This window comes from Citrobacter sp. wls708 (genome assembly GCF_005281255.1).
Classification (GTDB): Bacteria; Pseudomonadota; Gammaproteobacteria; order Enterobacterales; family Enterobacteriaceae; genus Citrobacter; species Citrobacter werkmanii.
This window is the reverse complement of the sequence record NZ_SZXE01000008.1, coordinates 171,967-184,960: the sequence shown is the minus strand read 5'-3', so window position 1 is coordinate 184,960 and position 12,994 is coordinate 171,967. Positions and strand designations below refer to the sequence as shown.

Sequence of the window (12,994 nt, the reverse complement as noted above, 5' to 3'; positions counted from 1 at the left end):
GCAGCCTGAAGGCCTTTATGATACGTTTCGCAGTAATTGGCACAAACTGGATCACTCGCCAGTTTGTCGATGCCGCCCATGAAACCGGCAAGTATAAGTTAACCGCGGTTTATTCCCGCAGTCTTGAGCAGGCACAGACCTTCGCCAACGATTACCCCGTCGAGCACCTGTTTACCTCGCTGGAGGCGATGGCCAGCAGTGATGCGATTGACGCCGTCTACATCGCCAGCCCAAACTCCCTGCACTTCCCGCAGACAGAGCTATTTTTGCAGCACAAAAAGCATGTCATTTGCGAAAAGCCGCTGGCCTCAAATCTGGCGCAAGCTGAAGCCGCTATCGCCTGCGCGCGCGAAAATCAGGTGGTGCTGTTTGAAGCATTTAAGACCGCCAGCCTGCCTAACTTCCTGCTGTTGCAGCAAGCTTTACCCAAAGTGGGCAGAATCAGGAAAGCGTTTATCAATTACTGCCAGTACTCCTCGCGTTACCAGCGTTATCTGGACGGTGAAAATCCAAATACGTTTAATCCGGCGTTCTCTAACGGTTCAATTATGGATATCGGCTTTTACTGCCTGGCCTCAGCGGTTGCGCTTTGGGGCGAACCACAGAGCGTGCAGGCCAGCGCCAGCCTGCTGGAAAGTGGTGTGGATGCCCACGGCGTGGTCGTACTGAATTACGGTGACTTCAGCGTCACACTCCAGCACTCCAAAGTCAGCGACTCGGTATTAGCCAGTGAAATTCAGGGCGAGTCGGGTTCGCTGGTCATTGAGCATATCTCTGAATGTCAGAAAGTATGCTTCGTGGCGCGTGGTGGCAAAACGCAGGATCTGACGGTGCCTCAGCATATCAATACGATGCTGTATGAGGCAGAGACATTTGCTCATCTGGTTGAATCTGGCGAAGTGGATCATCCGGCACTAAGCGTCAGCCGGATCACCGCCAAACTGCAAACGGAAATTCGCCGTCAGACCGGCGTGATTTTCCCCGCAGACGAAACGGTGACGTCGCTGACTGCGTAAAGGTATGTAAAACGAATGTTGCAGGCCATTGACTGCATCCATGGCCTGTAATATTTTGTAACCCGCAAAGGGGAGTAACTTCGTTGTCGGTTGATCGTCATTACGATGTGTGCAAAACCACATCCGGTCACCGGGCAACAACAAAGGAATACGCTAGCGTATTCCTTTGTTGTTGTAAGTGAGACCTTGCCGAATGGCAAGGTCTATGCATAAAAAGCAGCGGCTAACGTCATTCGGCGTTGGCCGTTTTTTTATGCATGGGGGAATTATGAATACTGTCGGCACACCGTTGTTGTGGGGCGGCTTCGCTGTTGTGGTGGTGATTATGTTGGCCATCGACCTGCTGCTACAGGGTCGTCGTGGCGCACATACCATGTCGATGAAGCAGGCGGCAGCCTGGTCCATCGTCTGGGTCACGCTGTCGTTACTGTTTAACGCCGCATTCTGGTGGTATCTGGCCCAAACGCAGGGCCGCGCCGTTGCCGACCCACAGGCGCTGGCGTTCCTTACTGGCTATCTGATCGAGAAATCACTGGCGGTAGATAACGTCTTTGTCTGGTTGATGCTGTTCAGCTACTTCTCGGTACCGCCTGCGTTGCAGCGTCGGGTACTGGTGTATGGCGTACTGGGCGCGATTGTACTGCGTACGATTATGATCTTCGCAGGTAGTTGGCTTATCGCCCAGTTCGAATGGCTGCTGTACGTGTTTGGCGCGTTCCTGCTGTTTACCGGCGTGAAGATGGCGCTGGCGAAAGAAGACGCTTCCGGTATCGGCGACAGACCGTTAGTCCGCTGGCTGCGTAGTCATTTACGCATGACCGATACCATCGAAGACGAAAAATTCTTCGTGCGTAAAAACGGACTGCTGTTCGTCACGCCGCTGATGCTGGTGTTGATTCTGGTTGAGCTGAGTGATGTCATTTTTGCCGTCGACAGTATTCCGGCAATCTTCGCCGTCACAACCGACCCGTTCATCGTGTTGACCTCGAACCTGTTTGCTATTTTGGGTCTGCGTGCGATGTACTTCCTGCTGGCTGGCGTGGCGGAGCGTTTCTCCATGCTGAAATACGGCTTGTCGGTCATTCTGGTGTTTATCGGTATTAAGATGCTGATCGTCGATTTCTACCATATCCCGATCGCTATCTCGTTAGGCGTGGTGTTCGGTATTCTGTTCGTTACGCTGGTCGTGAATGCGTGGGTTAATCACCAGCACGATAAAAAGCAGCAAATACAGTAACTTTCATTCGCTAGCTGAAAAGCCCGACAACACACTGCGTGCGTCGGGCTTTTTGTTTATCATGTCAAAATAATGTTAATTTAAAGTTATAAAACATGATCTGAACGCAAAAATCAGGAGATTTCGCTTTCCGGGACTTCATCTTTCCTTATACTCAACCAGGCAAACACTTTGTTACATCCAGAAAGATGCGTCATCAGAATGCACACTGGATGAGCAACAACACAATGAAAGGATTACTACATGACTACGCAACGTTCATCGGGGCTGCTCTCGCGTTTGGCGCAAGGGAGCCTGGTTAAACAAATTTTGATCGGTTTAGTACTGGGGATATTGCTGGCGCTGGTGTCAAAACCTGCTGCAGAAGCCGTCGGGCTGTTGGGTACGCTGTTCGTTGGCGCATTAAAAGCCGTGGCACCTATTCTGGTCCTGATGCTGGTTATGGCGTCCATCGCTAACCACCAGCACGGACAAAAAACCAATATCCGTCCAATCCTGTTCCTTTACCTGCTGGGAACATTTTCCGCAGCATTAGCGGCGGTTGTCTTCAGCTTCGCCTTCCCGTCCACACTGCATCTTTCCAGCAGCGCCAGCGACATCGTGCCGCCATCCGGGATTGTCGAAGTCATGCGTAGCCTGCTGATGAGCATGGTTTCTAACCCGATTGATGCTCTGCTTAACGCCAACTATATCGGCATTCTGGTATGGGCCGTCGGCCTGGGTTTTGCGCTGCGTCATGGGAATGAAACGACCAAGAATCTGGTCAATGATATGTCCAACGCCGTCACCTTTATGGTGAAGCTGGTGATTCGTTTCGCGCCGATCGGTATTTTCGGTCTGGTCTCCTCTACGCTGGCCACGACCGGTTTTGCCACCCTTTGGGGCTACGCTCAACTGCTAGCCGTGCTGGTTGGCTGTATGCTGCTGGTAGCGCTGGTGGTTAACCCGCTGCTGGTATTCTGGAAAATTCGCCGTAACCCGTATCCGCTGGTGCTGGCCTGTCTGCGTGAAAGCGGCGTATATGCCTTCTTTACCCGCAGCTCCGCGGCAAACATTCCGGTGAATATGGCGCTGTGTGAGAAGTTGAATCTGGATCGTGATACCTACTCAGTGTCTATTCCGCTGGGGGCCACCATTAATATGGCGGGTGCGGCGATCACCATTACCGTGCTGACGCTGGCGGCGGTGAATACGCTGGGTATTCCGGTCGATTTACCGACAGCGCTGTTACTCAGCGTGGTGGCTTCGCTGTGTGCCTGTGGCGCATCGGGCGTGGCGGGTGGTTCGCTGCTGTTAATCCCGCTGGCGTGCAACATGTTCGGGATTCCGAATGACATCGCCATGCAGGTGGTTGCCGTTGGCTTTATCATCGGGGTGCTGCAGGACTCCTGTGAAACGGCCTTGAACTCTTCTACAGACGTCCTGTTTACCGCTGCTGCCTGCCAGGCAGAAGACGAACGTCTGGCAAACAACGCCCTGCGCGGCTAATCTCTGCTCCCCTCCGTCATCGGGCGGAGGGGTTCTTATCTTGTACGCTTTTTTCAATTTTGAACGGATCAATTCCGCGTTTTTGCATCCGCCGGAAGCGAATAATGTTCAGGCCATTCATCACCAGAAAACTCCCTTCGATCATCGTCCCGCCAATCGATCCCAGCCAGAAATTATGGATAACCCAACAGGCGGTTGCGCACCACATAACGCAACGCACGGTTAACCCCTGGCAGCGAAACAACGCCCAGGTGCTGGCCAGCGTGCCGATTATCGGCAACAGCTCCATCGCATGCTGTAATTTCGCAAGCCCGAGAACCAGGGTGAGGATAATAAAAACGGTCATTACCCACAGTTTGCGGGTATGCATCGAGACGAGTGTGCGGATAGTATTAAGCTCGGCACTCATTCCTGCAGGCCAGGCGCCCATCAGGAAAAAATGCACACCAATGGTGGCACTATAGACAGCGAGTTGCAGCCGGAACCGGCGCTCATCGCGATTGAAAAAGGTGGTAATGCCGATTAGAAAGGCGATGACACCTACGCCCTGAGCCAGCCAATACGCGGTCATGCAAGCAACCCCAACTCCATTTCGTAGGCCGGATAAGGCATGTTCGCCGCCATCCGGCCACGGTTTGAGCCTGATGGCGCTGCGCTTATCAGGCCCACATCTTTACAATCAAAGGGTTACGCCGCTTTTAAAGATAGCCAGTTCTCTAAAATCGTTTCGCTCGTTGCAGGTTTGCTTACCGTTGGCGATATCGACGATGGTATCGACAAATTCTTCCAGTAACTGCGGCATCGCTTTGCCGTGGATCAGTTGTCCGGCGTCAAAATCGATCCAGTGCTTTTTCTTCGCTGCCAGCTCGCTGTTGGTAGCAATTTTCACCGTCGGCACAAATCCACCGTACGGCGTACCGCGACCGGTACTGAACAACACCATATGACAGCCCGCGCCCGCCAGTGCACTGGTGGCGACTGCGTCGTTACCCGGTGCGCTCAGCAGGTTCAGGCCGTGCGTTTTCAGACGTTCGCCGTAGCGCAGTACGTCCACCACCTGGCTGGAACCCGCTTTTTGGGTACAGCCCAGCGATTTATCTTCCAGGGTGGTGATACCGCCCGCTTTGTTACCCGGCGATGGGTTCTCGTAGATCGGCTGGTCGTGAGCAATGAAGTACTGTTTGAAGTCATTCACCATAGTGACCAGCTTGCCGAACGTTTCTTCGTCACGGCAGTGGTCCATCAACAACTGCTCGGCGCCGAACATTTCCGGTACTTCGGTCAGCACGGTGGTGCCGCCGTTGGCAATCACGTAGTCGGAGAAACGGCCCAACATCGGGTTGGCGGTAATGCCGGACAGACCGTCAGAGCCGCCGCATTCCAGACCAAACTTCAACTCGCCCAGCTTACCAGGTTCACGCTTATCGTTACGCATCACGTTGTACAACTGGTGAAGATGTTCGATCCCCGCTTCCACTTCGTCTTCCTGGTGTTGACAGACCATAAAGTGAACGCGATCGGGATCATACTCGCCTAAGGTTTCGCGAAAAGCGTCAACCTGGTTGTTTTCACAGCCGAGGCCGACCACCAGCACTGCGCCCGCGTTCGGGTGGCGCACCATGTTTTGCAGCATGGTGCGGGTGTTGATATGGTCGTCACCCAGTTGTGAGCAGCCGTAGGTGTGGCTGAAGAGATGCACGCCGTCGATACCTTCGGCGTCGTTGGTCTCTTTCAGGAAGCGATTCTGCATCTGACGGGCCATGGCGTTGACGCAGCCTACTGTCGGCAGGATCCACAATTCGTTACGCACGCCAACATCGCCGTTGGCACGACGGTAGATCTGTACATCACGATCCGCTGGTTGCGCTTCAGGTTCCTGAAAGTCGGGTTGATAGCTATATTCATCCAGATCGCTCAGATTGGTACGCGTGTTATGAGCATGAATATGCTCGCCCGCCGCGATATCCACCAAAGCATGGCCGATCGGTAGGCCATATTTCATGACGTTCTCACCCTGTGCGATCTCGCAGAGTGCGAATTTATGACCACGAGAGACCGCCTGGCGCAGGGTTACCGCCTGCCCGTCAACGGTCACGTCGGTTCCTTCAGCCAAATCAGCGAGCGCTACCGCAACGTTATCCAGCGTATGGATCTTGATGTATTGCATATCAACCCCGGACCTTAGTTCAGTTCAATGGCGAAATAATCGCGCGCATTGTTGAAGCAAATGTTTTTCACCATTTCACCCAGCAGTTGGATGTCGGCCGGGGCTTCGCCCGCAGTAACCCAACGACCGATCATCTGGCACAGAATACGACGGAAGTATTCGTGACGGGTGTAAGACAGGAAGCTACGGCTGTCGGTCAGCATGCCGACGAAGCGGCTCAGCAGGCCCAGTTGCGCCAGCTGTGTCATCTGACGTTCCATCCCGTCTTTCTGATCGTTGAACCACCAGCCGGAACCGAACTGCATTTTGCCCGGCATGCCTTCGCCCTGGAAGTTACCGATCATGGTGCCCAGCACTTCGTTATCGCGCGGGTTCAGGCAGTACAGAATGGTTTTCGGCAGCAGGTTCTGTTCGTTCTGCTTACTCAGCAGTTTGGACAGTTCTTCCGCCATCGGACGGTCATTGATGGAGTCGAAGCCGACGTCCGCGCCCAGCAGTTTGAACTGACGCAGGTTGTTATTACGCAGCGCGCCGATGTGGTACTGCTGTACCCATTCGCGACGTGCGTATTCTGCACCGAGGAACACCAGCACAGCGGTTTTGAACTGGGCGACTTCATGCTCGCTCAGGGTTTCACCGGCCAGACGACGAGCCAGGATGCTATCCAGCTCCGCTTCGTTAGATTCCGCGAAAAGGACAACGTCCAGCGCGTGGTCAGACACTTTACAGCCGTGAGCGGCGAAGTGGTCCAGACGTTTGGTCAGCGCGGTCTGCAGGTCGGCGAAACGACGGATATCGGTGTCAGAGACTTCACCGAGCTTGGCCATGTAATCGTTAAAGGTCGCCAGTTCGATGTTGAAGGCTTTATCCGGCCGCCAGCTCGGCAGCACTTTCACATCAAAACTTCCGTCTTTGGCAACGGCGGCGTGATGCTCCAGAGAATCGATCGGGTCATCGGTGGTGCCGACCATTTTCACGTTCATCTGCTGCATGATGCCACGCGCGGAGAATTGATCCTGCGCCAGCAGTTCGTTGCACTGGTTCCAAATTTCGTCAGCCGTTGCCGGAGACAGCAGCTTACCTGTAATACCAAACGGGCGACGTAACTCGAGGTGGGTCCAGTGGTACAGCGGGTTACCGATAGTGTGCGGAACCGTAGCGGCCCAGGCATCAAACTTCTCACGATCGGAGGCATCGCCGGTACACAGGCGCTCAGCGACGCCGTTGGTACGCATCGCACGCCACTTATAGTGGTCACCCTTCAGCCAGATGTCATACAGGTTATTAAAACGGTAGTTTTCAGCGATTTGTTGCGGTGGTAAATGGCAGTGGTAATCGAAGATCGGCTGGTCTTTGGCGTAATCATGATACAGACGGCGGGCAAATTCGGTATCCAGCAGGAAATCTTCAGTCATAAACGGAGTCATTATCGTCTTCCTCTCAACGAGTGCGTCAGATTGCTTATGTTTTGATGTTGACAAAGTTATCACACCAATTTCCACACCCCGAAGATATTTTCGTGAGTTAGATCAACAAATGATGACAAAAAAATTACTCTCAAAGAGGTAAATCATGCCTCAGGCCGCGCCAGCACTGGCTTTGCTGAATCGAAATAATGACCACACGAAGATTCACACTTTTGTGATGGCACTCACCTTTTAAAGTTGTATGACAAGTTATCTTTTGGCCGTCGCGATACATAAGCCGACGGAATGCAAATTACCGATGTATCAACATCGGATTGACCGGTACGGAAACCGAATTAGCACAACTATTGACATGGCAACGTTCGGGGAGTACCGGCTTTTTTTTCGGTTCCCCCCTCGTAAAAGAACATCCTCCGCCCTGAACTGGAAGATGACCGCTCGTTGGCGGACATAACAAAACGATGAGGTTTTACATGCGTAAAATTAAAGGGTTACGTTGGTACATGATCGCACTGGTGACGCTTGGCACCGTGTTGGGTTACCTCACACGTAACACTGTGGCGGCAGCTGCGCCGACTCTGATGGAAGAGTTACACATCTCCACTCAACAGTATTCCTATATCATCGCAGCGTATTCTGCTGCTTACACCGTAATGCAACCCGTGGCAGGCTACGTGCTTGATGTACTCGGCACCAAAATCGGTTACGCGATGTTCGCCGTTCTGTGGGCCGTCTTCTGTGGCGCGACCGCACTGGCTGGCAGCTGGGGCGGACTGGCGCTGGCGCGAGGCGCGGTAGGTGCAGCTGAAGCCGCAATGATCCCGGCTGGCCTGAAAGCCAGTTCAGAATGGTTTCCGGCAAAAGAACGTTCCATCGCCGTGGGTTATTTCAACGTTGGTTCTTCTATCGGCGCGATGATTGCACCGCCGTTGGTGGTCTGGGCTATCGTCATGCACAGTTGGCAGATGGCATTCATTATTTCCGGCGCCCTGAGCTTCATCTGGGCGATGTCCTGGCTGGTGTTCTACAAACATCCACGCGACCAGAAAAAACTGTCTGATGAAGAACGTGATTACATTCTGAACGGCCAGGAATCACAGCATAAAAACACAACCTCGAAGAAAATGTCGCTCGGCCAGATCCTGCGTAACCGCCAGTTCTGGGGCATCGCACTGCCGCGTTTCCTGGCAGAACCGGCGTGGGGGACATTCAACGCCTGGATCCCGCTGTTCATGTTCAAAGTCTACGGCTTTAACCTGAAAGAAATCGCCATGTTTGCCTGGATGCCGATGCTGTTTGCTGACCTGGGCTGTATCGTTGGGGGTTACCTGCCACCGCTGTTCCAGCGTTGGTTCGGCGTGAACCTGATCGTGTCCCGTAAAATGGTGGTCACCATGGGCGCGCTGCTGATGATTGGCCCTGGCATGATTGGTCTGTTCACCAGCCCGTACATCGCTATCGCCCTGCTGTGCATCGGCGGCTTTGCTCACCAGGCGCTGTCCGGTGCGCTGATTACGCTCTCTTCTGACGTATTTGGTCGTAATGAAGTGGCAACCGCGAACGGTCTGACCGGTATGTCCGCCTGGCTTGCAAGCACGCTGTTTGCTCTGGTCGTTGGCGCGCTGGCCGACACCATCGGTTTTAGCCCGCTGTTCGCCGTGCTGGCGGTATTCGACCTGCTTGGCGCGTTGGTCATCTGGACGGTACTACAGAACAAATCAGCCAGCGAGATAGATTCAGGTCCACAGACGGGCGATCCCGCGACGCAAAGTTAACCAGATGCGATACAGCAAGGTTATATAATGCTAAGCCGCCAGCTATCTGGCGGCTTTTTTGTCCTCGCGAGTGGAGGCGTAATCGCAAAAGTGGTATAACAAATATAGTCTGCCGTATCATGCCTGGAGCGCATATGGAAATCACTGAACCACGCCGTTTATACCAACAACTTGCCGCTGATCTTAAAGAACGCATTGAGCAGGGCGTCTATCTGGTGGGTGACAAACTTCCCGCCGAGCGCTTTATCGCCGATGAAAAAAATGTCAGCCGTACCGTGGTTCGTGAAGCGATTATCATGCTGGAAGTTGAGGGCTATGTTGAAGTGCGTAAAGGATCGGGGATCCACGTCATCTCTAACCAACCCAAACATTATGTTGCTCCCGACGAAGGTCTGGAATTCGCCAGTTACGGTCCTTTTGAGCTGCTTCAGGCTCGACAGCTCATTGAAAGCAACATTGCCGAGTTTGCCGCCACTCAGGTGACCAAACAGGACATCATGAAACTGATGGAAATTCAGGAGAAGTCGCGTAATGAAAAAAGCTTTCGTGACTCCGAATGGGATCTCCAGTTCCATGTGCAGGTCGCGCTGGCCACGCAGAACTCCGCCCTGGCCGCCATCGTGGAAAAAATGTGGACTCAGCGTATTCACAACCCTTACTGGAAAAAACTGCACGACCACATCGACTCGCGTACGGTAGATAACTGGTGCGACGACCATGATCAGATCCTGCGGGCGCTGATTCGCAAAGATCCCCATGCCGCGAAACTGGCGATGTGGCAGCATCTGGAGAACACGAAGCAGATGCTGTTTAACGAAACCAGCGATGATTTTGAGTTCAACGCGGACCGTTACCTTTTTACTGAAAATCCGGTCGTTCATCTCGATACGGCCGCTAACGGCGCAAAATAATCAATCTTATCGATACAGGCGTGACGAAGCGCCTGTACCTGATGCTTGGTAAGCATTAGGTATAAAATGTCAGCCTGTGTAAATCCTCTCGCCTCCCTCTAATGCGATAAGCAAAATCAGAGTTCAGCAACCGTAATTTCTATAACGGACAACGTTGACCTTTGTTACAATTAGATGCTATTTGAATTTTTGTGTTTAAGAGCTTGCTAACTTCACAACTTCACAGGGAACAGTTCAGGCCGTGAATTTGTATCAGACCGCGCACCTTGCAAAAAACATCAATAAAATCGCGGTGTTACAAAATCCAGAAAAACCGGCATGACGATAACCGATTCTCCAGGAATATTGAATGGAACTACTGACTCAATTACTGAATGCTTTATGGGCTCAGGATTTTGAAACTCTGGCCAATCCTTCCATGATTGGCATGCTCTATTTTGTACTATTTACCATTTTGTTTCTGGAAAATGGACTGCTGCCAGCAGCGTTTTTACCCGGCGACAGTTTGCTGGTACTGGTCGGCGTGCTTATTGCCAAAGGCGCAATGGGTTTTCCGCAAACGGTACTGCTACTCACCACCGCGGCCAGCCTCGGCTGTTGGCTTAGTTATATCCAGGGGCGATGGCTGGGAAACACCCGCACCGTGCAAAACTGGTTGTCGCACCTTCCTGCGCATTACCATCAGCGCGCGCATCATCTTTTTCATAAGCATGGCTTGTCTGCGCTGCTGGTTGGTCGCTTCATTGCGTTTGTCAGAACATTACTGCCGACCATCGCAGGGTTATCCGGCCTGAATAATGCGCGCTTTCAGTTCTTTAACTGGATGAGCGGATTGCTTTGGGTCCTGATCCTCACAACGCTTGGCTATCTGCTGGGCAAAACGCCGGTATTTCTTAAGTATGAAGATCAGCTCATGTCTTGCCTGATGCTGCTTCCTGTGGTGTTACTGGTGTTTGGTCTGGCGGGTTCATTGGTTGTGCTGTGGAAAAAGAAATACGGGAACCGAGGATAAATTATGCTGAAATCATGCATAACGCTCCGACGACTTGCCTGGACCACTACCTTTATGCTGTTTATCGGCGCGCTGCTCCTGACCTGGTCGGTTATTCGCCAGCAGGAGTCAACGCTTGCCATTCGCGCCATAAACCAGGGAGCCAGCATGCCTGATGGCTTCTCTATCTGGCATCACCTGGATGCCAACGGCATCCGCTTTAAAAGTATTACCCCGCAAAATGACGCGCTGCTGATCACTTTTGATTCCAGCGCGCAGAGCGCAGCCGCCAAAGTGGTGCTGGACCGTACGTTGCCACATGGCTTCGTCATCGCTCAGCAGGATGATGATAATCAGGCGGTGCAGTGGTTATCCCGCTTACGTGATACCCCGCACCGTTTTGGTTAATCTCCAGGAATCTGAATTAGATCACTCACTTTGGTGATTTCACCGTTTAGCGCCTATGATTAATAAACTGGGATTATGGCCCAACGTTTTATTAATCTGGAGCATCGACCGCAAGCCACAACGTCGAATCACAATGGAAGGTTCAAGAATGAAATACCGCATCGCTTTGGCTATTAGCCTTTTCGCTCTCAGTGCCGGCAGTTACGCCACCACCCTCTGTCAGGAAAAAGAACAGGATATTCAGCGGGAGATTAGCTATGCCGAAAAGCACAACAATCAGAACCGCATCAATGGTCTGAACAAAGCACTTAGTGAGGTTCGGGCCAATTGTACTGACAGCAAACTGCGCGCCGACCATCAGAAAAAAATCGCAGAGCAGAAAGATGAGATAGCCGAGCGTCAAGATGATTTAGCCGAGGCGAAGCAAAAAGGCGATGCGGATAAAATTGCCAAACGCGAACGTAAGCTTGCCGAAGCTCAGAATGAGCTGAAAGAACTCGAATCACGCGATTACTAAGTACGGTAACTACCCACTCAACTGGAGAAAACTATGTCGAAAGATAATGCTACGGACAACCTGCGCGCTGAGCTGAAATCTCTTGCGGATACGCTTGAAGAAGTACTTAGCTCCTCTGGCGATAAGTCGAAGGAAGAGATGAGTAAAATTCGCAGCAAAGCCGAACACGCCCTGCGGGAGAGCCGTCATCGTCTGAGTGAAACCAGCGATGTGATTGCCAAACAGACCCGTGAAGCCGCGGCCAAAGCCGATAACTATGTACGCGAAAACCCATGGACTGGCGTCGGGATTGGCGCTGCAGTCGGTGTGGTGCTTGGTGTACTGCTGTCGCGCCGTTAACAATGGCTGACTCTCAACACGCACAAGGTCCAGGCAAAAGCGTACTGGGTATTGGACAGCGGATCCTGACGATTCTCGTTGAGATCGTAGAAACGCGGTTGCGGCTGGCCGTCGTGGAACTGGAAGAGGAAAAATCAAATCTCATCCAGATCCTGCTGATGCTTGGGCTGACCATGCTGTTCGCGGCGTTTGGGCTGATGAGCCTGATGGTGCTTATCATCTGGGCCATTGATCCGCAATATCGCCTGAACGCAATGATTGCCACCACCGTTGTGCTGTTGGTTATGGCGCTTATTGGCGGGATATGGACTCTGCGTAAAGCTCGCAAAACAACGCTGCTACGCCATACGCGCCACGAACTCGCAAACGACAGGCAGGCCCTGGAGGATGATGCATAATGAGCAGTAAAGTCGAACGTCAACAACGTAAGGCGCAACTGCTTGGACAGATCCAGCAGCAACGGCTGGATCTGTCTGCTACTCGCCGCGACTGGCTGGAAGCCACCGAAGTCTACGATCGTGGCTGGAAAACGCTGTTGAACCTACGTGGCTGGGTGTTAGTGGGTAGCAGTATCATGGCAGTTCGTACCATTCGTAACCCTAATCTGCTGGTACGCTGGGCTAAGCGCGGTTTTAGCGTCTGGAGCATCTGGCGCCTGGTTAAAGCGACCATCAGACAACAGCAACTGCGCGGCTAATCCCTCCACTCCCCTAACCTC

At 52.7% G+C, this 12,994-nt stretch carries 14 protein-coding genes; 11 read left to right on the top strand and 3 right to left on the bottom strand.

The window, feature by feature from the left end:
* Nucleotides 1-17 precede the first annotated feature (17 nt).
* The 3 genes from FDW97_RS03535 to sstT all read left to right on the top strand — a co-directional run bounded on the left by FDW97_RS03535 (nt 18) and on the right by sstT (nt 3,741).
* The gene (locus FDW97_RS03535; RefSeq protein ID WP_069324371.1) at nt 18-1,016 is read left to right on the top strand and encodes a Gfo/Idh/MocA family protein; all 999 of its coding nucleotides are present in this window, start codon (nt 18-20) and stop codon (nt 1,014-1,016) included.
* A 268-nt stretch (nt 1,017-1,284) separates the two neighbouring features.
* Nucleotides 1,285-2,253, top strand: coding sequence for a TerC family protein (locus FDW97_RS03530; protein WP_038642882.1), 969 nt, complete (start codon nt 1,285-1,287; stop codon nt 2,251-2,253).
* Between the two features lie 243 nt (nt 2,254-2,496).
* Nucleotides 2,497-3,741, top strand: coding sequence for a serine/threonine transporter SstT (gene sstT / locus FDW97_RS03525; protein WP_085048679.1), 1,245 nt, complete (start codon nt 2,497-2,499; stop codon nt 3,739-3,741).
* 16 nt (nt 3,742-3,757) lie between these two features.
* Here the strand turns inward: sstT and FDW97_RS03520 are convergent, their stop codons facing one another.
* The 3 genes from FDW97_RS03520 to uxaC form a co-directional block, all read right to left on the bottom strand.
* The gene (locus FDW97_RS03520; RefSeq protein WP_137347591.1) at nt 3,758-4,312 is read right to left on the bottom strand and encodes a YgjV family protein; all 555 of its coding nucleotides are present in this window, start codon (nt 4,310-4,312) and stop codon (nt 3,758-3,760) included.
* Nucleotides 4,313-4,420: 108 nt separating this feature from the next.
* Nucleotides 4,421-5,908 carry a UxaA family hydrolase gene (locus tag FDW97_RS03515; protein WP_069324373.1) on the bottom strand — a complete coding sequence of 496 codons (1,488 nt, stop codon included), beginning with the start codon at nt 5,906-5,908 and terminating at the stop codon, nt 4,421-4,423.
* A gap of 14 nt (nt 5,909-5,922) precedes the next feature.
* Complete coding sequence (gene uxaC, locus FDW97_RS03510) at nt 5,923-7,335, bottom strand: glucuronate isomerase (protein WP_085048678.1); 1,413 nt, start codon at nt 7,333-7,335, stop codon at nt 5,923-5,925.
* A gap of 473 nt (nt 7,336-7,808) precedes the next feature.
* Between uxaC and FDW97_RS03505 the strand changes: the two genes are divergently transcribed.
* From FDW97_RS03505 to FDW97_RS03470, 8 genes are all read left to right on the top strand, one after another.
* Nucleotides 7,809-9,110, top strand: coding sequence for an MFS transporter (locus FDW97_RS03505; RefSeq protein WP_032940740.1), 1,302 nt, complete (start codon nt 7,809-7,811; stop codon nt 9,108-9,110).
* Between the two features lie 134 nt (nt 9,111-9,244).
* A complete protein-coding gene (gene exuR / locus FDW97_RS03500) occupies nt 9,245-10,021 on the top strand; it encodes a transcriptional regulator ExuR (RefSeq protein ID WP_038634073.1) in 777 nt (258 codons plus the stop codon).
* A 349-nt stretch (nt 10,022-10,370) separates the two neighbouring features.
* Nucleotides 10,371-11,033 carry a DedA family general envelope maintenance protein YqjA gene (gene yqjA, locus FDW97_RS03495; RefSeq protein WP_003024820.1) on the top strand — a complete coding sequence of 221 codons (663 nt, stop codon included), beginning with the start codon at nt 10,371-10,373 and terminating at the stop codon, nt 11,031-11,033.
* A 3-nt stretch (nt 11,034-11,036) separates the two neighbouring features.
* A complete protein-coding gene (gene mzrA / locus FDW97_RS03490; RefSeq protein WP_038634076.1) occupies nt 11,037-11,420 on the top strand; it encodes an EnvZ/OmpR regulon moderator MzrA in 384 nt (127 codons plus the stop codon).
* Between the two features lie 148 nt (nt 11,421-11,568).
* A complete protein-coding gene (locus FDW97_RS03485; RefSeq protein WP_038634079.1) occupies nt 11,569-11,937 on the top strand; it encodes a DUF1090 domain-containing protein in 369 nt (122 codons plus the stop codon).
* A 33-nt stretch (nt 11,938-11,970) separates the two neighbouring features.
* On the top strand, nt 11,971-12,276 hold the full coding sequence (locus tag FDW97_RS03480) for a YqjD family protein (protein ID WP_006687949.1): 306 nt from the start codon (nt 11,971-11,973) through the stop codon (nt 12,274-12,276).
* A gap of 2 nt (nt 12,277-12,278) precedes the next feature.
* Complete coding sequence (locus tag FDW97_RS03475; RefSeq protein ID WP_038634082.1) at nt 12,279-12,674, top strand: phage holin family protein; 396 nt, start codon at nt 12,279-12,281, stop codon at nt 12,672-12,674.
* Nucleotides 12,674-12,973 carry a YqjK-like family protein gene (locus FDW97_RS03470; protein WP_038634085.1) on the top strand — a complete coding sequence of 100 codons (300 nt, stop codon included), beginning with the start codon at nt 12,674-12,676 and terminating at the stop codon, nt 12,971-12,973. The genes FDW97_RS03475 and FDW97_RS03470 overlap by 1 nt, the downstream gene beginning before the upstream one ends.
* Nucleotides 12,974-12,994 lie beyond the last annotated feature (21 nt).